Here is a 22418-nt window from a genome sequence, read left to right on the forward strand (position 1 = left end):
TAATATGATACTTTCTTAGAGTACAAAAAATGACAGCTCGTTTCCCTATTTGAGAAACGAGCTGTCATCATTTTTACGTAAATCCTTTAAAAATAAGATGTTATTTCTTATTGCGGCACACTTGGAACCCAGCCGCCTAATACATTTTCTTTTGTATAAGTAGCGGCTTCTTCTTCGGTTAATTGCCGTCTATCTTCATTAACTACAGCACCTGGTCCTTCATTGTTAAACTCATATAATTTTGCCTCTTCTGGCGGGAAGCCACCCATCTCTGTCCAGCCTTCCTCTTTGATATGCGCCGCCATCTTAGTATCTTTGAATACTACATGAGCGATAGCACTAGGATTACTACTTGGCTGCCATGGCCTTCCTAAATAAACTGTGTTATCAGGCGCATCACTTGTTAAAGTACTATTTAAAAATAGAAAACCAAAGTCCTGATGGTCCATCGTGCTAGCTGCTGTGATATACCCATTATTCGAATCAGAACCTCTATCTAAGGAATGCACTGTAACATTTTCAAATAAGGCCTGTGCTCCTCCAAAAATAAAGTCAACATCTCCCTCAATGTAACTATCTAGATAATACTGGGTTCCTGAATGTGCAAAGAGTGTATCCTGATTACCTAGTAATGTCACTTGATGAATAAGCATTCTCTCTCCTGCTGCATATAAAGCAACAGCTTGCTTTCCTTCAACCTCCTGTGATTCATCAAAACTATTTTCGATCGTTAAATTTTCAACAATCACATCATTGGATCGTATAAAAACTGTTGCACTTCCACTAGTTCCAATCGTACCACCAACTTCATTATCTTTCCCTGCATAATTATCATAACGAATAATTGTTTCTTGTTCACTTTCCCCAATTAAATGAATATATGGCTTATCAGATGGAATATTAACAACTTCTTCATAGATTCCATTTTTGATAATTACTTCAACGTGGCTATTTGCATTTTCTGGAACAGCATCGATCGCAGCTTGGATTGTTTCAAATTCACCACTACCATCCTTTGCAACAGTAAGATTCGCTTGTGTTTCTTTAACCTGGTTCTGGAAGTCTTCCATTTTCTCCAATTCCCCCTCTACAAGCGTACGATCTAAATTATCTTTGCTACTTTCAGCGACTACTTTTGCATACACATTATTTTTAAAATAACCGGTAGTTTTTGCAGTCTCTAAGAGTATCTGGCCATAACTACCGCCCCATTGATAGCCATTTCTTCTTTCTTCTTCAATTTCTTGAATATTATGCTTTATCACACCGTCTCTTCCAGAGAAAATAGGTTTGTTTGTCCCAATTTCATAGAAACGATACCAAGTGACGGCATTTTCATCTTCTACAAAATATTCCCCATTTTCATTTCCACCACTTACGTAGCGAATTCCGTCTAATTTCACTTCATCATACCACTCCAAAGCAGATTCAACCGCTTCTGTAATTTCAGGTGAGCCTTTTGTTCTTTCCATTAAAAATTGAACAATCGCTACTGATTCTTTACCTGAGATGGATGGATGTTCATAAGCTCTTCCTTGCACTGACTCATACGTTTTTGGATCATGCTGTTGTCCCCAAGCTGTTAATTTACCATTCGCTTCAATCTGAGCATTTAATATATAGTCTACCGCTTTATCTATAGACTCTTCAATGCTACTTCTTTGTGCATCGGTAATAATGTCTGTATTGTACGGATATTTCTTTTGAACGATATCTTCAAACATATTTAATACTCGAATCATCGCTTCATCATTGAATGTAACCATATCAGAATAATTACCTCTTCTTGGATACACCTGCGCAAATCCACCCGTGTCATATTGTAGATCAAATAAAAAATCTAAGCCTTTTTGAAAGCTCTGCTTTAAAGAATCATTCTCTGATGCTGCATATACTTCAGCTAGAAATTCCATTTCCTTTATCGTGGCATCATTATCTATCATACCTAGTTCTATTCCATCACCATTTACCCATTCAGACCGATCCTCTTCTTGATCCCAAGCATAGGCATAATCATTTCCTTTTGACCAACCGCCATGATCCATCTGCCAGCTTATCATATTATTTGCTTGCAATAATGCAGCATCTAAATCACCTTGAAAGGAGGGATCATCTTCCTCTAGATAAAATTTATTGCCCTCCAATTCTTCCATCGTTTCATACAATACGACAGTGTTCCCAAATTTATCTTTTGTCACAGCTGCTTTAGGCAGTCTAAGCTCTCGATTTAGGAGTGGAGAAAGGCTGTCCCAGCTTCCAGTAGGGATAGCTAACGTAAGATCATCAATATCTATCTCCGTAAACTGCCCATTTAAAGTTACCGCGATTAAGTGCGGTGCTAAAGCATCTACTCTTACAATATTCACTTCATTTTGCCCTTTATCTGAATCTGAAGCTAATTGAGCAACCATTTCCTCTGCTTCTTTTAGAGTCATTTCATCTTTTATTCCATAATTTATTTCTCGATTTGGATTCATGATGCCAAGCTTCGCTAGCTTGCCCATCATATTAGAACCTTCTTCATCTTCAGGTACTAAATCCATTAAATCCCCTACTATGAGTGCAGTTTCTTCTTTACTAAGTGGCTGATATAAATCTACTTCGTCCCAAAGAAAATCAGGTATATACTTATTTTCTTTTGCAATTTCTGCGACATAAATATCCCATTTTTCTTTTGAAATAGATCCTATCGATTGTCTTGCTTCTAGATTTTTATATTCCTGATTCTTATCTAAACCAAATCTACGGTTAATGAGAGCTAGTAGTTCTATACCGGTTATTAAAGCATCTTCTTCCATACTAGATTCTTTAATTACTCCTAATGCTTGAAGCTTTTTCTTCGTGATCCCGTCTAGTAAGTCGTCTAAAGCTACTTCTTCTGTTTCCACCGGTGTATGTTCATTTTCTTCTTCTAGCTGATTATGAATTCGAAGATGATCAATATTTCCTCCACCTTCTGCTCCTGTTGCAGTTAGACGAATAACATTCTCTCCTGCTTCTAATTCGAGACTGGTGCTCTCTAACTTCCAGCCAGCCCAATCCCCTGTTGGAGCAAAATCAAGCTCTTCTATAGCTGATCCATTTATACTCACTTCAGCAGGGCGATTACTTCCGCCAGCATGAGCATAACGAAAATCTAGTTGATACAACCCTGCAACAGGTACATCCACTGTCCATTCAATATATCCTCCTGGCACATTCGGGTTATAATCTACAAAGCCAGTTCCCGTAAAACCCTGATGCTTATTATCAATTATGACCCCTTCACCTGGTTGATCTTCCGCCTCTGCTACGATATCAACATCTTGATATACATATAGGTGGTCCACATTAGCCCCACCTGCCTCTGCTGTAGCTGTTAACTTTACCGTATGCATTCCTTCAGATAACTCTACTTTTTTTGTAACGTAAATATAATCGTCAAAATCACCTGATTGATTAAAATCTAGCTGCTCTTCAACAACTTCTCCATCTACTTGAAGCTCAGCATGGCGATTATCTGCTTTCCCATGTGCATAGCGAAAAGCAAAGACATAAGTAGCTTCTTCTGCGACTTCGATTTCCCATTCAATAAAGCCACCCGGTTCGTTTGGTTTATAATCTACAAACCCCTCACCTGTAAATCCAAGGTGCTTGTTGTCGACGATAATACCTTCACCGTTAGCTTCTTCTGCTTCATACAAGTCTCCAGAAAATTCAATTGTTTCTGCATTTACTTTTTGTTCAAATCCAAAAAGCATTCCTACAATAGATACAAGTAAAACAAGCAGCACCCCTATTTGTTTCCTTTCCATTACGCAACCTCTCCTCCCAATATGGCTATCCTTCACCTAAAAGTATAGCAAGCAAAAAGTAACATATTATGCACCATTTTTATGATAGCGTTTACATTTTGGTTGGTATGATTTCCCTAAGCCTTACTGCTTAATCAAGCCAGAAGTATTCTTTTTCCGATATTGATTAGGAGAGATGCCAATAATGCTTTTAAAAACTCGATTAAAATGAACATTGGTTGAGTAACCTACATAATTAGCAATATGATTAATTTTCCATTCTGTTTCCTTCAACAATCGTTCTGCTTCTGCCACTCGAAAACGATTCACATAGTCTGTAAAGCTATAATTTGTAGCTTGTTTAAACATACGACTAATATAATGTTCATTTAGATGAAATCTATCTGATAAGATCTGCAAGGAGAGATCTTTATTATAATTTTGATGAATAAATCGTATCATTTCAGACATGGTGGAGCGATCAAGCGCTTTTTTCGTTGTACGAGATGCCTTTAATTCTTTATTTAACAAACGCTTACTTTCTACTAATAACTGTATGACTAACGCTCGTAGATAGATATCTTTTTCTGGACGATCTTTTTTATATTCTCTAAGCATTTGCGCATACAAATTTCGAAACATACATACATGACTTTCTGGAAGGGACAGTATGGACGGTCCATCTTCAAACAAATGCTGTAAAAGATTACTCTCTGGATCAGATAAATAATTTTTATGAAAGTTAATGACAATTCTTTTATGTGCTTTATCCGCTTGTTTGCTTGTTTTATGCAGCAAATTTTTATCAATAAATACAAGTTGGTTTTTACGAATACAGTATTCTTTCCCGTCAATATAATACAACCTTTCCCCTTCTACCAAGAAGTATATTTCATAATCTTGATGAAGATGTGGCTTGCGCATCAGTTTCGTATTTTTTTCATCAGCCAGGTTCATATAAAAAGATTGTTTTCGCATTGAAATGTTAATTTTAGTACTCACATAAACTCCTCCCTCTTCTTAAGTTACTACTTAAATAAGCCTAATCCCTTTAAAAAACATTAAATTAAGGATTATATACCACAAAGTAAAAGTTGAAACCTTTATATAGCTACTTTCGTCTTAGTATTAACAACTAAATATTGGGAGTGAGTTTTTGAAGCTTTTATTAAAATGTCTATTCACTTGTAATGCTGTTTTCCTTGCATATTTCTTTTCTAATTCCAATGTTTTTGCCAATGAGCCAACATTAACAACGGAAACAGAGAGCCTTATATCCATTCAATCCACTGATTTCATTAGAAGTTCCGGTAACTCTATCAATGTCACAGGCTCTAGATCTCTAAGAGGAACCTGTCTCACCACTAGCTATAGCCCTGTACACACCATTTCTTGCGAATTAACCTTACAAATGAAAAACAAGAATACCGGAAAGTGGCACAATAAAGGTCAAACCTATCGATTCAAAAAGTACTTTGCAACAAGGATTAATGGCTCTGTCAATTTCAAGGTAGATAAAGGAGAATATTATCGCATAAAAACCATGCACAAAGTTAACCAAAGCGGTGTAGTTGAAAAGACTACTAGCTATACTGGAATAAAATACACTCCTTAAGCTTGAATTTTTGCTCCAATTTTCATATAAAAATCCAACTACTAACGTTAACAAAGTAGTTGGATTTCATTTTAATGATTCTGCCGTTTCTATTAAATTTGTTTTATCAATTTCCCCACTCACACTCCATTCAAATGGGAAATCATACCAGATCAATTCATTCCAGCCATCTTTATATAAAAACAGTTGTGCTTCCACTCCGTTTATTTCTATTTTAGCGATTTCCGTATCCTCATTATCAACCACGATGGACTTTGAAAAATCTTGATTTTGATATGTTTGGGCGATTGCTAAGGTAATATTTTCCGGAGATTCATACATTATTTTAGCAGTCTTTACTTCATCCATTTCCTTCAGTACTATCACTTCTTGTAATTCAAATCCATCAGGAACAGAGCTGGGTATAATAATATCAAATAATGCTTCTTTCTGCGCTTGTTCAAGCGACATCGATTCCTCTGTAATTTCAATCACATTACTTTCAATCTCACCAACGTCTATTGAATCTTCATTTTTCACATCTTCTGAATCACCTGTTGACTGCGTAATTTGTGTAACATTGCCCTCTGAATTTACAAAAAGGTTGGTAAACCATCCAAATGCTTTTGTGTTATTGTTTTCTAAAAAGAAACCACTGACTAAAAGCACGACAAACATCGAAGCTACTAATATTCCTTTACTAAAAGAAAATTTTTGTTTCTTTTTATGGGCACGGACCGTTTCAATGGATACCTTATCCCATGTTTCCTCTTTAGAAAACAGAGGATCTGATGGACTATGATAAATTTCTTTTAGTACCGCTTCAATCTTATTATTAAATTGTAGGTTACTCAAGAAATTCCACCACCTATCCATCTACTTTTCTTATCTGTTTCTATTCTTTCCTTTAGCACACGCCTTGCCCGGTGTAAGCGGGTTTTTACTGTTGATTCAGTTAAAACAAGGGTAACTGCAATCTCTTTAATGCTCATTTCATGGATATGCTTTAATAAAATTACCTCTCGATATTCAGGCTTAAGCTCTTCAATTTTCCATATAAGTGTATCCTTTTTAACTTGATTTTCAACCAACTGTTCAATTTCTTTTTCAAATCCTTCTTCCATCTCAGCATCTCTTTCAATGTCTTTATCGGGATAAATTTCTACGCCAACCTTGCGTTTTCTTAGTATATCAATAGCAGTACGGGTAGCGATAGTTGAGATCCATGCCCCCATTTTTTCACGATCATCAATTCGATTAAGGTATTTATAGACTTTGATGAATGTTTCCTGAAGTGCATCTTGTGCTATATACGGATCTCGCACAATAAAAAAAACATCCCGATATACTCTGGAATAAAACATGTCATATAGTAGACGGAATTCTTCTTCCGTAGGTTGCGCTTTTTTGAGAATTTTTTTTAACATATTAAAAACCGCTTTCTTATTAAAATATAGAAAACTTTACATTGTCTCCTTTAATATGAAAATTATAACATTTTTACCAATTTAACTGGAAGGTTTTCTCAAATTTTTTTCCATAAAAGAAAAATAAAATATCGCGCCCCACTTAAAGCGGTCATAATCCCTGCTACGAGCCCTTCCGGCTCTAATATATTTCTTCCAATTGATCGTCTATAAGAAGCAGGAAATTGTCTAATAAGATACAAATTGGCATAAATAGTCGGTATCTAGGTCCTACAATAGACTTGGCAATTGTGGTGCCATTAGATCAATAAAAGTAATGCCTCCTGTTACTGAAACGCTAGTTGCAGCTAAAGCAATCTTAGTAAAAGTTAAGAGGAAAGGCTCTTTTTTTAGTTCGACGCAAACAGCAACATTTTCGCCTAAAAATAAATGATACAAGAAGTGTCCTACTGATTTTTAGACCTCTCATTTTGAACATTACTTGTTAACTTTCTTCTATTTAAAAGTTTATTGTACTTCTTCAAATTTATAATTTGTAGAAATCGTTTCCAATCTGTATTCTAAAGGAAAGGTAAAATAATTTAATTAGAAATGAGGAGCCCATCATGTATGAGCATTTAGTGTTATTTAAATTTAATCAAGAAATTTCTAAAGAGAAAGAAGCTTACTTACTAGGAAAATTAAAGGCTCTAAAAGAAGAGATCCCTGGGATAGTTGAATTAACAACAGGTATCAATGTCACCGAGGAAACCGATCGCGCGCAAGGGTACTCTATCGGATTAAGAGTTACCTTTACATCAAAAGATGCACTAAAAGCATATGGCCCACATCCAAAACATCAAGATTTCGTGCAAGAATTAGATGGTATCATAGAGGATGTTATTGTAGCCGATTATCCGATTAGTTAATATCAAACAGCTTTGACTCATAATGGTCAAGGCTTTTTCTTTTGGTTAGGCTCAATTGCTCCCGATAGAATTTGGGCTCATCTAAAATAACGAAATGGGATAACCTATTTGGCTGATTCCAGCATATGAACTGTTTTCAACGCAAAAAAATACTATAGCTTCAGCAACTATAGTAAAGGAGAAAGCATTTATTTTATCTTTTTTAACCAAAAGCCTTAATAAATCTTTATTTTATACATTATTCTTGTGGACGAGAGGGCTCAACCTCTTCCTCTATCGCACCTGAATCATCTATTTCTTCTGAAAATTCTGTACTATATGCCATATTTTTTGGCCTACCGGCATTTGATGGTTCTTCATTATTTTCTTGTAAATCACTAAACAATAAACCAATACACCACAGACCACTTAGTCCAACTAATGAATAAACAATTCTTGCAAGCGCCCCGTCCTGACCGCCAAAAAGCGCCGCAACTAAATCAAATTGGAAAAGGCCGATTAAACCCCAGTTAATCGCACCGATAATAACTAATACTAGTGCAATACGTGAAATTGTACTCATGCACTACACCCCCTTCTCTCGCAAATATACAAGAAGAATCTTACTTCCTCTGCTTGAATCTTTTCTAATTGCGTTTTATCCAGTTCGTTTCCTAAACTCTAAAAAAGGGCTTGTTTAAGTTATTTGATAAAACGCATGAATACTGCGCCATGGAATTTAATTTGCTTTTCGCCACTTCCAGTACGCATAATTATTTTCTGCAATTGCTTTATTTTTATACTGTACTTATTTAGCACCTTTTTCATTTAGATTTCAGAAGACGCGGTCAAAACAATCCTCTTTCTATAACATCCTCCATTATTCTCTCTTCTCCCCTTGAGTTTTATTTCTAATTGAACATATTATTCATTTTTTGAGGAATAACTATAGACATGAAACTTAAAATAAAATTGTTAAAAATTATAAAAAAAGTTTAATTTAGCTCCATAAAGGAATATGAAGAATATCAATGACTAGGAGGTATATAGATGAGTCAGCAAGAAATTAGAGCGATGATTGAAAATATTTTAGATAACAGTTCGGTTGGTACAATGGCAACTGTAAAAGCAAATAAACCACATTCTAGATATATGACTTTTTTTCATAAAGGGTTAAAACTCTATACTGTTACGAATATAAAAACCCATAAAGCAGAAGAGATTGAAGAAAATCCTTATACGCATATCTTATTAGGGTATGATGGCGAAGGATTTGATGATGAATACGTGGAATATGAAGGAAAAGTTACGATAACAGATTCACCTGAATTAAAAAAAGAGTTATGGAACTCACATATGAAAAATTGGTTTGAAGGACCAGATGATCCGGACTATGTGGTCCTTGAGATAGAGCCGCTTCAAATTAGCTTACTCAATAAAAAAGGGATCGAACCTAAAATTCTGGAATTTTAATCTTAATCCCTGTAATTTGTGTAATCCCAGCTAGATAAAAGGCTAGACATACTCACGCTTTTAAGCGGAATATGTCTAGCTTTATTTCTATAGCATAAAGGTTCACACAGACCAGCGCATCTAATTCAAATATTTTCTTATAAGATAAGTTGGGGTGCAGCTCCATGCGTGACAATAGCTATTAATTAAATGGTTCCCGTAAGGAGAGAAGGTTTTATCCTTTGGATTATATAGCTCCCAAAAAGTATCTGCCCCATCTCGTAGCATGCCGCCCCAATACATTCTCATCCAATCCGTTGCTTCTTTTTTTAATCCTACTTCAAAAAGGGCTTCAACTAAGTGATGATGCATATAAGGCGTATTCATCTCTACCTCTGGTTGTGTATCTAATACTTGCAGTAAGAGCTCTCTGCTTTTAGCTTCATCCAATACACCTGCTATTACCATCCACACCTGTGTTGCCCAAGATATTTGCTCTTTATCTCCACTTACAAAAAAGCCAATATCATCCTTCCAAAGATACTTATGTGTAGCTTCCATAACTTTTTCCAAATGATTCTCTAGCTCCACTATTTTCGTGTCTTCTTTCAGTTCTTGCGCTAAAAGAATAGCCCTTTTTAACGTGTAGATTAATATAGCTTGAGACGGGCTCTGTTTGTTTAAATCTGGATGCCAATCTATAAATGACCACCAGCTATCATCGTCCTGAACTATTCCTTTATCATCTAATCTTTCAAGTCCTATTTCCACCTGACGATAAGCAATCGGCCAAAGCTCCTTCAAAGTCTCTATGTCTTTTGTTGCTTGATAATAATCATACAACGTAGTAGTGAAAAATAATGAATAATCGAATAGAAATGTATCATCCGGTATAAGGGAAGGTTCCACAAAAAGATTAGCAGATACCTGCCCATTTTGATTTGGCACAGCTGCGAATTGATATAAATTGCGCTTAACTAAATCATTATTTTTAAAGGTCGCATAATTCGCCATTGCTTGTAAGCGTAAATCACCCAGCCAAAGTCTTCGATCTCGCTTTGGACCGTCCTCAAATACATCCTGCATACAATCCTGTAAGGTTTTAATGCTTACACGGTCTATCTCTACTAGCTCTTCATCGTCATGAACGAACGCTTCGACTTGACCCTCGTCACCAGAAGTAATCGTTTCTACTGCTACATGTTGAAACGAAACTTTATATTTTGGGGAGGTATCTAATACTTCTATTTTTAGGTAACGAAAACTGTATCTTCGAGGAAGTTTCAGTTCACTCGGGAGAACGTCAACATGGATAGTTTCTTCTTGTAACCACGAACTGCTTATCCATCCATCATAGGTAGAAAAAGACTCTGCCATTTCTACCGGCATTTCACCAAATGTTAATCGCATATGTAACGGCGCATCTGGCGGACTCCCTACTGGAGTAATACTTAAAGAAAGATAACCTACTTGATGATCACCAAAATCTAGAATTAAAGAATTGTCTTTACCTAATACTTCGTCAGATAACTCCGATGCGGGTTTAACATTATTAATTTCCCACCCGTGCATTTTCTCTTCGTTTTCGACTACCTCAACTATGTGTTCAGGTATTATTTTTTTACGAAATAATTCAGGCTTTAATTCTTTCGCTTTTTCTTCTAGCTTACTAGACCTGATTACTTCATGACTTATATTTGTTTGAAAGCTCATTGTACCCTCCCTTTCTTTTTTAAAAAAATTATTAACTATCGAGCTGCTTAGAGATCAATCTCTACCCAGGACCCATCAGTAGGAATAGCTTTTTCTAACGTCTGCTCATTTTTTTTATATTTTAGAATGCCTTTTCCATGATTTGCTTTTACGCGAATCTTTTTATTATCCATATAAATAGAGGCATTGCCTTCTCCAATTGGTACTTCTCCTTCAAACCATTCCAAACCACCTAGTTTAGGCTCAATAACAAAATCCTGGAATCCTGGTGTAACTGGTCGAACACCTAAAAAATACTTCCCTATTAGATAGATTGGACTGGCACCCCATGCATGACATAAGCTTTTCCCATAAGGCATATCATACATTTGTAAATGCTCGCTTCCACTTTCCGCGGGATTGTACTCCTCCCAAAAGCTTGTGGCACCTAAGTCAAGCATGCCACCCCAATAATCATGTACTTCCTCTAACACGAAAGGATGAGCATCTATTTCACATAATGCTGCGAGTTCAAAAAAGCGCATGTATGGGGTCTTTATTTTTTGAACGCTTGAATTTAGTAGCACTTTTTCTTTTACCTTGGCGATTTGTTGATCGTTTAAGTAGCCAAACATGAGTGCAAACATATTAGGATATTTGGTTATTTTATTACTTAACTCCCCGTCTAAGCGCTGATGGAGAATAGCTCCTTTTTCTTCATCCCAAAAGATCTCCATTATCTTCTTTTTTAACTTTTCCGCTTCATGCTGATATGTTTTACTTCTTTTCGTATCATCAACCAATGCTGAGACAAGTGACATTGCTTCTAAGCTTCGACAAAGTAGAATTTGGATGGTACTTATCTCACCTCTATTATCTAGATCTGCCCAATCTATAAAGACCCAATCTTCTTCTATTCCTTCCATTAATCCTTCTGAATTACGTCTACTTAGGCAGAATTCCATTAACGAAACCATATTCTCATATTGTGAATTTACAAAAGCTTTGTCACCTGTATATTGATAATAGTCATAAATACTTATAAACCAGTACAAACTGTAATCGAGAATAGTATTGATATGTGTATTTATTGGATCTTTTCCCCTTAAGGCTATTAAAGTGCGTTTCACTACATCTGCATCAAAAAAGCTATAATAGTTCATAAGGAATGATTGATACGCATCACCAGACCATACCCACCTGTCTCGTTTGATTCCATCAAAGAAAAATTCCCTTGTATTTAAATGGAACGTATCCATAGATGTTGACCAAATATCATTTAGTCGTTGGTCTGAGCTTTTAAATTGGCTTCGGTATGTAACGGGTAAATATTCATATAATAAATGAACGATTTGAAATTGTATCGTTTCATTCGCTGGAATAAGTTGAACATAGCGTAAGGCACGTGATTTCTTAAACGTATAGGTGACTCCTTTTTCCTCGTCTATTGTTACGCGATCAATTAAAACAGAGTGCTCTGTATCTTTCGCTTCTTCCATGGATTCCCCGTAATAAACGACAAGCTCTCCTTGTCCGCTAAGCTCTTTTAATTGCAAATAGCCAAAAGTTTCTTTGCCAAAGTCCACCAGCCATCCTTTTTCTGTCTTTTCTATATTTTTTGCTACTTGAAGCTCTGTTTCGAGCTTATATTCAGATGGCAGTGTATGGGGAGAATGAAACTGACTTGGCCAACTTCCTACAGGTTTCCATCTGCTATCGTAACAGGAGACTTCCCAGTTATGATCGCTATAGATGATTTCTCCCTCTATATATAAAGCTGGAACATTTTTCACATTATAAACAGAAATCGTAATTGTATGCTTCCCTTTTGGTAGCGTAATTTCATGCTTATTTGAACGATGATTATCCTTCCCATCTAAGTAGACAGCATATTGTCCTTCTGCAGTAATTCGCACGGTCGTTTCCTCAGCTAAATAATACTCATATTTGAAAAGAACAGAGCTGTAATGGGAGTCAAGTCTCCAGAAGGGTGGGAACATAACCTCACGCATTTCTCGTCTTAATGAAACCTGTTCGTGGAGCCAAACCTCCCAGTCCCCCGGATACCAAATCCAACATGCTCGGGTTTCAGATATTGCATTTTCCAACTTCAAAACCCCTCTCCTCTTATGTAGTAAACAACAAATTTTTAACCTAGGCACTTCTTTCAGGAATGAACACCAAAAGGTTACTAAATTAATGAAAGCATTACTTATCTCCACTTTATAAAGTGATAAAAAGGCTAGCTCTTTCCAAATAGGAAATGCACTAGCCATATGATTTGTTCGTAAGTTTATTTTTAGTACGTAAAAGCATACTCTCCTGAAGTTAAGGAGATCCGCACACCACTATTATCTGCATTTACAGAAACAATTCCATCAATAGTAGATAAAGCTTTATCACTTTCTTTGACGTTATCTGTCTTTGCTTCTAGTAAATGAATGGTTGCTGTGGTGTTAGGTGGAATTGTAGCTTCTAACTGAACGTTACCTGCTTCATCCTTCTTCCACGCACTTCTAATTTTTCCATGCGGGGATTCTAAATTAGCTTCAGCAAAGTCAAGACCTTCACCAATATAAGGTTTGATCATAAAGTCTTTAAAGCCTGGTTTTTCTTCATTTAATTCAATACCCGCTACTTTTCGATATAACCAGTCACCAATAGCACCATAGGCATAGTGGTTAAAGGAATTCATATCGGTACTCCAAAATGTACCATCCTCTTTAATACCATCCCAATGCTCCCAAATCGTTGTAGCGCCTTTTGTAATTTGATACAGCCATGACGGATAATCCTTTTGAAATAACAATTTATAGGCAGCATCGTTCATTCCATTTTCCGTTAAGACATGGTTTAGATAAGGCGTTCCAACAAAGCCAGTCGTTAAATGATAGTCGCTTTCTTCCAAAAGCTCTTTCAGTTTTAAAACAGCTCTATCCTTCGCATTACTATCCAACAAATCAAACATTAACGCCAATATTTGTCCAGTTTGGGTTGGAACAGCTAGCTTGCCATTCGGTGTAATGAATTCATCAGTAAGCGCGTGTACAATATTTCCTTCTAATTCTTCAAAGTATCGATAATCTTCCATCTTACCTAATACTTTTGCCGTTCGTTTTACGAGTGACGTAGAATAGGCGAAAAAGGCCGTCGCAATGTAAGGGCGATCGGTCGCACCGATGTAGCTATCTGGCTTTGAGTCAAGTGCTAACCAGTCTCCAAAATGAAAACCTGTGTTCCACAAGTAAGGATTCTCCCCTTGACTCTTAATATAATCGATCCATGCCTTCATGCTCTCGTATTGCTCTGCTAAGATTCGCTCATCACCATATGCAATATAAATGGTCCACGGACAAATTACCGCAGCATCCCCCCAAGCAGCAGAACTATATGGTTTTTGCTCTGTCTTATCTTGTGGTTCTTCCATATCTGAATGTAATACATTTGGTACGACAAAAGGTACGCCACCTTCATTATCCTGATCTGCTTCTAAGTCTCGAAGCCACTTTTTGAAAAATGGACCTACATTCGCCAAATAACTTGCCGTTCGAATAAACATTTGAGCATCACCTGTCCAACCTAAACGTTCATCTCGCTGCGGACAGTCTGTTGGTACATCGAGAAAATTCCCCTTCAAGCCCCATAATATATTGTGTTGCAATTGATTAATAATAGGATCTGAACACGTAAAGTCCCCTGTTATTTCCATGTCGGAATGTAGCACCACTCCGCGGAAATTTTTTAAGTTAATTTGATTTTCCTCAAAGCCTATTAATTCTACATAACGAAAGCCTTGAAAGGAAAAATACGGTTCGAAGGTTTCTTTTCCTTTACCACCTAATATATATTTATTCGTTTGTTTAGCAGTTCGAAGGTTCGCTGTATAAAAGTTTCCATCTGCATCTAAAATTTCTGCATGCTTTATTTCAACTTCTTGTCCTCGTTTTCCTTCGATATCAAAAGCAACCCATCCGACCATATTTTGACCGAAATCCAACACCGTTTCTCCTCGTGGTGTTTGAATTACTTCTACCGGCGAAAGTACATCTATTTTTCTTACAGGCTCATTTTCTTGCGCAACTAAAATATCCTTTGTATGGTCTAAAAGTTCAACAGGCTCAGTGTGTTCTACCTCCATACTAGCATCAAAGGTTTCACCATGATAAAGCTCTGAGGTTCGAATCTGGCTTTCAGCCGCTTCCCAGTCTTGATTTGTTGTAATGACAACTTCCTTTCCATCATCGAATTCGACATGCATTTGAGCAAGCAATGCTAGACGATTCCCAAAGATTTCATCATTACCTTCCCATCCAAGGTTACCTTTATACCATCCATTACCAAGTAAACCCTGAAGTTCATTTTCACCCTCTATTAGTAGATCAGTAACATCATAGGTTTGATATTGCAGTCTTGTATCATAGCTAGTCCATCCAGGTGTAAAATAGTCATCACCTACACGGCTTCCATTAAGTTGTAATTCATATAACCCTAATGCCGTTGCATAAACTCGAGCTTTCTTCACGCTGCCTTCTAAACTAAATTTGTTCATTAATTTTGGACTCGGTTTCCCGTTCCATTTTTGTGGTGCAGTAATCCAATCTGCTATCCAATCCTCTTTAGCTAGTAATCCCATTTCAAAATAATTCACATTCGACCATTCTGAATCATTCTCATGATTATCGGTAACTTTTACTCTATAATAGTATCTCGTCCTGGATGTTAATGTGATTTCGTTTAAAGTAATAAAGTTACTTTGATCAGATGTCACTCTCTGAGAATCCCAGAGAATATTTTCAAATGAGTCGTCTAGTGCAACCTGAATACGATAGGAGGTTTGCATTACATTTCGGTTATTTGATGTTAACTTCCAACTAATCCGCGGATGGTTAACGTCGATTCCAATTGGGTTTTTTTGATACTCTATACGTAAATCTTGAACTTCCAACATGTCACACCCTCATTTCGTAAATTATCCTTTTACTGAACCTGCTGTCATTCCTGCTACAATTTTTTCACTGAAAATTAGGAATAAAATAAACGGCGGTATTGTAATTAGCAATACATTTGCAAATAGTAAGTTCCAATCCGTACTGTACATACTCATAAAGTTATATAATGTTAACTGAACCGTTGCGTTATCCGCTCCCGGAAAGAAATACAGCGGATGCACAAAATCATTAAATATTTGAACGGCATTTAGAATAATAACGGTGGAGTGAATCGGCTTTAACATCGGGAATATAATACTAAAAAACAATCGGAATCCCCCACATCCATCAATGATGGCAGCTTCATCAAGTTCTTTGGGAATAGTTGCTATAAAACCAGTATATAAAATGATGGAAAATGGAATAGATATGGCTACCATTACTAAAATTATACCTGGAAAAGTTTTAAATAATTGAAACTGTTCTAACACCCAAATAGTTGGTACAACAGCAGGCGGTATCATTAAACCAGCTAAGAAAGTCGAACCAATTATATTGATGGATTTACCTTTACGACGTTGGAGCACAAAGCCAGCCATTGACCCTACAACCAATAGGATAAGAATTGAAATTACCGTGATCACAGTACTATTGAAAAATGCTAATAAAAGCATATTATCCCTTGCCGCTAACACCTCTTGCATATTTTCTAATATTCTAAATTCTGTCGGCCAAGAAATCGATAATTTCGAGGCTTCTGGGCTTGTTTTCATCGCATTCACAATTATAAAATAAAATGGAACTAAAAATATCGCAGAAAAAACAATAACGATTAGACTTTCAACTATGAGACGAATTCTACTTTTCTTGCGTTTTTCTTTTCGCATAATTTCATGTTGTGTGCTCATAGATCCACCTCTTTCCGATTCAAGTACTTAAAGATTGGAAATACGATAACTGCTACCATCAAAAATAATAAAACGTTACCCGCAGTAGATAATCCGTAGAATCCTGCTTGATATTGTTTATAAATAATAGAAGCTATTAAATCAGAACTAAAACCTGGACCCCCACCTGTCATGGCCCAAACCAAGTCAAACGTTCTGAGACCACCGATTAAGGCTAAAATAATTACAGCATTTATTGCAGGTCGCGATAAGGGTAAAGTAATATGCCAAAATGCATTAAATTTATTCCCTCCATCCATCTGATGCGCTTCATAATAATCTACTGGAATAGACATCATACCTGCGATAAAGATGACAGTTGCGATCCCTACGCCTTTCCAAACATCAACAAATGCCACAGAGTAGATTGCTAAATTAGGATTCCCTAACCAATCTGGACCATTTAGGCCGATTAATCCTAACACTGTATTAACTAACCCTTCGGATGGATGTAGTAATACACTAAAAGCAATACCCACTGCAATTGTACTTACTAACACGGGAAAGAATACAAGGGACCTAATAAATCGTTTTGTTCTAAGTTTAGCCGTTAACAAAACAGCAAATATCAATCCAAGTACCACTTTTAAACCTGCTGTTAAAAACGCAAAAATGAACGTATTTTTAAAACCAATCATTAAGGAAGACTCTTCAAAAAACATGATGTAATTTTCTAGACCAATCCATTCCCAATCAGTTAAATTCCAACGAGTAAAACCAAAGAAAAATGACATGATAGTAGGGTATAAAAAGAATAGACCATAGATTAGTCCAGCTGGTATCAGTAATGAATAACTATACATTTTATTGATTTTCATAGATTGTCACCCCAATACAAAATTTATTTAAAAGGCCCTGTTATTTTATGAAATTCATAACAGGGCCTTTCCATATCTTTCTACCTTGCTATTACCAGCCTTCTAAATCCAATTGTTGTGCTTGTCGCTCAACATCTCGGTCATACTTTTCTGCTCCCTCTTCAGGTGTTACCATTCCTAAACCAACTTCAACTGTAATTTGCTCCAATGTTGGTCCTTTTAGTGGTGATAAGAATTCAAGTGCTGGTCCTACTTTTCCAGCTTCAAGATACGATGCCATATCTTTCACTGCAGGATAAGCATCATCTGGCAATTCTACCCCTTCAAGAACATATGGACCATTTGCTTTCATTTCAGCCATATACGTTTCAAGGCCTTCATCAGAAACAAAATACTCTAACCAAGTTTTTATAGCTTCTACATTTTCTGAATCTTTGTTAGCGTAGATGCTGCCAGGCATCCATAACGTTACACCGTGGTCGTCTGCTTCAGCACCTGGTTGCCCGAAAAATCCGATATCTTCTATATTATCTGGATAAGTATCAGCGATCGCTGCTAGAGCAAAGGTTAACATTGGATAGTGTGCTGCTTCCCCACTTGCTAACATTTCTAGAGCATCTTCGTAACCTGTAGCTGATTCTTCACCATTGTAATGTCCAGCTTCTTGTAGTGCTTGTAATTTTTCGAACCCTCTTAATGCAATTGGAGTACTAGCAAATTTTGCTTCATTATTTGTAAATTGTTCTGCAAAGTCAGGATCCTCAGAGTGTACATTATAGTAATCCGCAAGTAGTACTAATTGAGAAGTCCAAGTATCTTTATATGAAGCTATAACTGGAACCTTTCCAGCTTCTTTAATAGCTTCATTGTTTGCCATTAACTCATCCCATGTATTTGGAACTTCTAATCCTAATTCTTCATATACTTTTTTATTGTATAACCAGCCACCTGCTGAACTCGCTTCACCAGGAACACCATAAACGGCATCGCCTACAGATACGGTTTCTTTATAGGCATCATCATATTTTTCTACGAAAGATTCACCAGATATGTCTAAAAAGTATTCCTCTGGATTAAGCGCTTTAAAAAGAGAACCTGAGTTATACCACATGATATCTGTCATTTCTCCAGTCGCTAATCTTGTTTTAACGATGTTATCTCCTTCGGTACCACCCGGACGCAACTCGATTTCCGTTGTGATATTATGCTTTTCTTTAATATCTTCTGCTACAGCTTCAATACCATCTGTAACGGTTTGATTATCTACTAAAAAAGTCAACGTTGTTTCTGGGTTTTCTTCAGAAGCTGTTTCACCGTTATCTTCTCCATTTGTATCCGTGCTACCTTCTGAGGATTCGGAATCATCTCCTCCACACGCTACTAAAAATACTGCTAATAACAACATAAGTCCTATAAGTAACGACATCTTCATCTTCTTCATTTGTTAACCCCCTTTTATTTTTCAGCACCTTTTTGCTGTATCTTTATTATAGAAAGACTTTTATTTTTATAAAACCAACTCATTTAACTATAAAAGGGGGGATATTTTACTCTTTCCATTTAACCCTTTTTTGTTTATATTCTTTTGGAGTATAGTTTGTTACCTTTTTAAATACCGTTCGAAAATGCTTTGGGTCATGGTAGCCCACTAGCTCTCCTACTTCTACCGTGCGTTCTTTTCCTGCTTCAAATAATTCAATAGCTTTTTTAATTCTAACCTCGGTCAAATATTCAACAAAGGTCATCCCAGTTTGTGCTTTAAACTCTCTAGAAAGATAACTCAAACTCACATGATGGGCATCTGAAAACTCTAAGAATGTTATATTTTTTGCATAGTCCTGTTCCACCCAGCGTTTCACTTTCGGAATTAAATGCTTTGGCGCTACGTCCTTCGGAGAAAAAGTCTCCGCCAACTGATAAAAATAAGTATGTAACCACTTCTCTAATTCTGAAAAAGTAACCATATGATTTAGATGATCGATATTTTGATTAATTGGATCGATTTCGAGTGCCATTGTTTTTTTCTGACGTAATTTAAACAAAATTGCATAATTCATATCGACTATAAAATCCTGCAATTGTTTCTGAGTAGGAACGATTTTCCTTAACTGCTGAATAAGCTGCTCAATATAACTTTTTATCCTTGCACTCTCTCCTTTTTCAATAGATAATTCCAAAAAGCGAACGATATCCCAGATCGATCTGAGATCCTTGTCAGGAGTAGATTCTTTCTTAGCGTTTATAAAAGTCGACTTTCCAAACAACTTTTCTCTTGTTAACGCCTTATGTGCTGACTCAAACGCATCCTTTAATTCTATTTGTGGCTCTTTATTTAAGTAACACATGTGGACTTGACCTTCTGCACATAAATATTCATATAATTTAGGCAAAAATTCGTGTTCGATATTAAGATGATCATTCTTTGGTAAAAGCATAACCTTACGGCGAGAATCAATATGAACAACCCAAAAATGATCCAAAGGCAAGCCTAGTTTATGCATGATATTTTTAAGATTTAATTCTGATAGAAAGTGGTCCTTTTCTGTGTTTGTTTGCCAATTACCGATCAATAAATAGAGAAAGACATATTCCTTTTGATTAATTTCGGCCGATTCTGATGCTTCTTCCATGGAGGAAAATAATAATTGATTGATCGTCCATTTCTCTTTTTCGCGCTTTAATTTTTGATCCTTTTCTATATCTGCAATAGCTTTATCAGTTACCTCGAACAATGCTTGTTTTTTCACTGGTTTAAGCAGATAATCCATCACACCTAACTGAATTCCAGTTTTGGCATAATTAAACGTATCGTGCACCGTTAAAATAATCGTTTTAATACTCCTGTCTATCTCTGTTATTTTTTCAATTAACTCCAGACCATTCATTCTAGGCATCGTAATATCTGTAATAATTAGATCTGGTTTTACCTTTTTCACATGTTCAAACGCATCCTCCCCATTTTCAAAGGCGTAAATCTTATGCTCTGGTTCGTATTCTTTTAATAAAGCTTCCATTTCCTTTAATGCCCAGTGTTCATCTTCTACCACAAATATATTCATTCTGTTCCCTCCCTCGGTGTAAACTGTTCCTCTTTATACGGCAGATTAAGTATAACTGTTGTCCCTTCGTCTTTATAACTTTCAATATTCACTCCATAACGATGTCCATATATCAGTCGAATTCGTTGGATGACATTATTTAAACCAACTCCTTCTTTGGGATCTAATGTCGTATTTTTCTTGCTAATAGAGGAGTTAATTTCTTCTAGCTTTTCTTTAGTCATTCCTGCACCATTATCCTGGACATACACCATTAGATTATTATCTTTTTTTCTAATCTTTAAATGAACGATTCCTCCACTTTTAACATCTGCCAACCCGTGATTAATTGCGTTTTCGATAAGAGGTTGAATGATTAATTTTGGAATAAAACTATGCTCTATATTCGTGTCTATTTCAGACTTTAATACAAATCGGTCTTGAAAACGGTGCTGTTGAATGTTCATATAATTCTCAATATGCTTTAATTCTTCTTTTAACGGCACTAATTTATCCAGATCCTTCATACTATACTTAAATAAATCAGCTAACGATTCTGATATCTCTGCAACTTCCTCTACGCCCCGAATTCGACTAATTGATTTCATTGTATTTAACGTGTTGTATAAAAAATGCGGATTGATTTGTGACTGAAGTGCCGCTATTTTTGCATTTTTCTCTGTGATACTAGACTCGTATACCTCAGAAATTAGTTTATTAATGCTGTCTAGCATGTTGTTGTAAACGCGCGTGAATAAATCCATATCGCTATTTCCAGTTAGCTCCATTCGATCATGTAGATCACCGCGTTCTACTCTTTTCATTCGTTCAATCATGTTCATTAATGGTTTAGCAATTTGATGTGATAGGAAGTAAGAGATAATTGCAATAATGGCTACTGCGGCGGCACCTGTAACCGCAATAAATAGAATAATTTGATTTCGTTCATAAATGATGAATTCATTATCAATTAAAACAGCAGTATCCCACGAGGTATACTCGGAATGGCGATTAGCGTATAAATATTGCTTGTCCTGCCAAGATAATGTCCCATCTAACGGCTCCTCTTCTTTTGAGATTGACACGTCTAAGCCAATATCAGAAGCACCAGTGTATTGTCTCTGTTGATCATAGATAACAGATTTATTTGGTCCAAGCACAATCACTTTTAAGTATTCTTCTAATTCTTCTACATTCTCAAGCTCTAATAATCTATCAAAAACATTCACGTTAATATCGATTTTCATGGATCCTATTTTTTCACGTTGTGGAATGGTATAAATATGCCTCACAAGTGACACAACCTGTGCTTTTTCTCCACTAAGCAACTCTATTTCTGTAGTAGGAAGAATTAAGAATTCGTGTTTAGGTATATCATATAAGCTTTCACTCCATTTTGCAGTTTCCTTTTCATACGAAATCTCCATGTCTCCCCGCTTATCATAAATAAATGACGTACCCGAGTTGGTATACATAATTACTCGCTCAATATCTCGTCTTGGATACGCCTGACTAAAAAGATGTGGGTATAGGTTGTTTCTTATATTAATGTCCTGAAACAAGGAGTTGGTTTGGTCATAATTCCCTAAATTCTCTTGGACTGTATTATCCGTAAAGATTCCAGTGGATAGACGTTCTATATCATTAAAATATAAATCAATAGTTCTTGAAAATTGGGTCGACAACACCTTAGATAAGGACTGGGCTTGATCCTTCATTTCGTTCACATTACTTACATACATAATGAAGCCTACAAGGCTTATCACGATTATGTAAGCGCTGGCAAATATGACAAACATTTTAGTTCGTATGGAGGCTGCTCGAAAGCGATGCATGATTTTTCTCCTATCTGATTGAAAAGT

16 protein-coding genes are annotated in these 22418 nt (G+C 36.2%); 3 read left to right on the forward strand and 13 right to left on the reverse strand.

Annotated elements, in window-relative coordinates:
• Positions 1–107: 107 nt before the first annotated feature.
• On the reverse strand, positions 108–3794 hold the full coding sequence (gene pelA / locus DFR57_RS06215) for a pectate lyase (protein WP_114352276.1): 3687 nt from the start codon (positions 3792–3794) through the stop codon (positions 108–110).
• A 123-nt stretch (positions 3795–3917) separates the two neighbouring features.
• The gene (locus DFR57_RS06220) at positions 3918–4775 is read right to left on the reverse strand and encodes a helix-turn-helix domain-containing protein (RefSeq protein WP_114352277.1); all 858 of its coding nucleotides are present in this window, start codon (positions 4773–4775) and stop codon (positions 3918–3920) included.
• A gap of 154 nt (positions 4776–4929) precedes the next feature.
• On the opposite strand from DFR57_RS06220, the gene DFR57_RS06225 reads away from it, so the two are divergent.
• Positions 4930–5388: a hypothetical protein gene (locus tag DFR57_RS06225; RefSeq protein WP_114352278.1), complete on the forward strand. Its 459-nt coding sequence runs from the start codon at positions 4930–4932 to the stop codon at positions 5386–5388.
• A 66-nt stretch (positions 5389–5454) separates the two neighbouring features.
• On the opposite strand, the gene DFR57_RS06230 is transcribed toward DFR57_RS06225, so the two are convergent.
• Both DFR57_RS06230 and DFR57_RS06235 read right to left on the reverse strand, forming a co-directional pair.
• Positions 5455–6222: a DUF4367 domain-containing protein gene (locus DFR57_RS06230; protein ID WP_170132921.1), complete on the reverse strand. Its 768-nt coding sequence runs from the start codon at positions 6220–6222 to the stop codon at positions 5455–5457.
• On the reverse strand, positions 6219–6794 hold the full coding sequence (locus tag DFR57_RS06235; RefSeq protein WP_114352280.1) for an RNA polymerase sigma factor: 576 nt from the start codon (positions 6792–6794) through the stop codon (positions 6219–6221). Before DFR57_RS06235 ends, DFR57_RS06230 begins: the two co-directional genes overlap by 4 nt.
• 605 nt (positions 6795–7399) lie before the next feature.
• On the opposite strand from DFR57_RS06235, the gene DFR57_RS06240 reads away from it, so the two are divergent.
• On the forward strand, positions 7400–7702 hold the full coding sequence (locus DFR57_RS06240; protein ID WP_114352281.1) for a Dabb family protein: 303 nt from the start codon (positions 7400–7402) through the stop codon (positions 7700–7702).
• A 238-nt stretch (positions 7703–7940) separates the two neighbouring features.
• Here DFR57_RS06240 and DFR57_RS06245 read toward each other — a convergent pair whose 3' ends face one another.
• Positions 7941–8264 (reverse strand): DUF378 domain-containing protein, encoded by a 324-nt coding sequence (locus tag DFR57_RS06245; protein WP_114352282.1) that lies wholly within the window; start codon positions 8262–8264, stop codon positions 7941–7943.
• Positions 8265–8731: 467 nt separating this feature from the next.
• Here DFR57_RS06245 and DFR57_RS06250 point away from each other — a divergent pair, with 467 nt between their 5' ends.
• Positions 8732–9154, forward strand: coding sequence for a pyridoxamine 5'-phosphate oxidase family protein (locus DFR57_RS06250; protein WP_114352283.1), 423 nt, complete (start codon positions 8732–8734; stop codon positions 9152–9154).
• Positions 9155–9274: 120 nt separating this feature from the next.
• Here the strand turns inward: DFR57_RS06250 and DFR57_RS06255 are convergent, their stop codons facing one another.
• The 8 genes from DFR57_RS06255 to DFR57_RS06290 form a co-directional block, all read right to left on the reverse strand.
• On the reverse strand, positions 9275–10846 hold the full coding sequence (locus DFR57_RS06255; protein WP_114352284.1) for an alpha-L-rhamnosidase-related protein: 1572 nt from the start codon (positions 10844–10846) through the stop codon (positions 9275–9277).
• 47 nt (positions 10847–10893) lie between these two features.
• Positions 10894–12933 carry an alpha-L-rhamnosidase-related protein gene (locus DFR57_RS06260; RefSeq protein ID WP_170132922.1) on the reverse strand — a complete coding sequence of 680 codons (2040 nt, stop codon included), beginning with the start codon at positions 12931–12933 and terminating at the stop codon, positions 10894–10896.
• Positions 12934–13124: 191 nt separating this feature from the next.
• On the reverse strand, positions 13125–15773 hold the full coding sequence (locus tag DFR57_RS06265; protein ID WP_114352286.1) for an alpha-L-rhamnosidase: 2649 nt from the start codon (positions 15771–15773) through the stop codon (positions 13125–13127).
• A gap of 21 nt (positions 15774–15794) precedes the next feature.
• The gene (locus DFR57_RS06270; RefSeq protein WP_245937405.1) at positions 15795–16661 is read right to left on the reverse strand and encodes a carbohydrate ABC transporter permease; all 867 of its coding nucleotides are present in this window, start codon (positions 16659–16661) and stop codon (positions 15795–15797) included.
• The gene (locus tag DFR57_RS06275; protein WP_114352287.1) at positions 16658–17518 is read right to left on the reverse strand and encodes a carbohydrate ABC transporter permease; all 861 of its coding nucleotides are present in this window, start codon (positions 17516–17518) and stop codon (positions 16658–16660) included. Before DFR57_RS06275 ends, DFR57_RS06270 begins: the two co-directional genes overlap by 4 nt.
• Positions 17519–17609: 91 nt before the next feature.
• Positions 17610–18959 (reverse strand): ABC transporter substrate-binding protein, encoded by a 1350-nt coding sequence (locus tag DFR57_RS06280; protein WP_114352288.1) that lies wholly within the window; start codon positions 18957–18959, stop codon positions 17610–17612.
• A gap of 106 nt (positions 18960–19065) precedes the next feature.
• A complete protein-coding gene (locus DFR57_RS06285) occupies positions 19066–20577 on the reverse strand; it encodes a response regulator transcription factor (protein WP_114352289.1) in 1512 nt (503 codons plus the stop codon).
• Positions 20574–22391: a cache domain-containing sensor histidine kinase gene (locus DFR57_RS06290; RefSeq protein ID WP_170132923.1), complete on the reverse strand. Its 1818-nt coding sequence runs from the start codon at positions 22389–22391 to the stop codon at positions 20574–20576. The genes DFR57_RS06285 and DFR57_RS06290 overlap by 4 nt, the downstream gene beginning before the upstream one ends.
• Between the last annotated feature and the right edge of the window lie 27 nt (positions 22392–22418).

It is taken from the genome of Saliterribacillus persicus (assembly GCF_003337485.1).
GTDB lineage: Bacteria > Bacillota > Bacilli > Bacillales > Amphibacillaceae > Saliterribacillus > Saliterribacillus persicus.

Bases quoted from the DNA above. Each gene is read 5' to 3' on its own strand.
- pelA (WP_114352276.1), bottom strand. From the start codon at position 3,794: ATGGAAAGGAAACAAATAGGGGTGCTGCTTGTTTTACTTGTATCTATT.
- DFR57_RS06235 (WP_114352280.1), bottom strand. From the start codon at position 6,794: ATGTTAAAAAAAATTCTCAAAAAAGCGCAACCTACGGAAGAAGAATTC.
- DFR57_RS06240 (WP_114352281.1), top strand. From the start codon at position 7,400: ATGTATGAGCATTTAGTGTTATTTAAATTTAATCAAGAAATTTCTAAA.
- DFR57_RS06245 (WP_114352282.1), bottom strand. From the start codon at position 8,264: ATGAGTACAATTTCACGTATTGCACTAGTATTAGTTATTATCGGTGCG.
- DFR57_RS06250 (WP_114352283.1), top strand. From the start codon at position 8,732: ATGAGTCAGCAAGAAATTAGAGCGATGATTGAAAATATTTTAGATAAC.
- DFR57_RS06255 (WP_114352284.1), bottom strand. From the start codon at position 10,846: ATGAGCTTTCAAACAAATATAAGTCATGAAGTAATCAGGTCTAGTAAG.
- DFR57_RS06265 (WP_114352286.1), bottom strand. From the start codon at position 15,773: ATGTTGGAAGTTCAAGATTTACGTATAGAGTATCAAAAAAACCCAATT.
- DFR57_RS06270 (WP_245937405.1), bottom strand. From the start codon at position 16,661: ATGAGCACACAACATGAAATTATGCGAAAAGAAAAACGCAAGAAAAGT.
- DFR57_RS06275 (WP_114352287.1), bottom strand. From the start codon at position 17,518: ATGAAAATCAATAAAATGTATAGTTATTCATTACTGATACCAGCTGGA.
- DFR57_RS06280 (WP_114352288.1), bottom strand. From the start codon at position 18,959: ATGAAGAAGATGAAGATGTCGTTACTTATAGGACTTATGTTGTTATTA.
- DFR57_RS06285 (WP_114352289.1), bottom strand. From the start codon at position 20,577: ATGAATATATTTGTGGTAGAAGATGAACACTGGGCATTAAAGGAAATG.
- DFR57_RS06290 (WP_170132923.1), bottom strand. From the start codon at position 22,391: ATGCATCGCTTTCGAGCAGCCTCCATACGAACTAAAATGTTTGTCATA.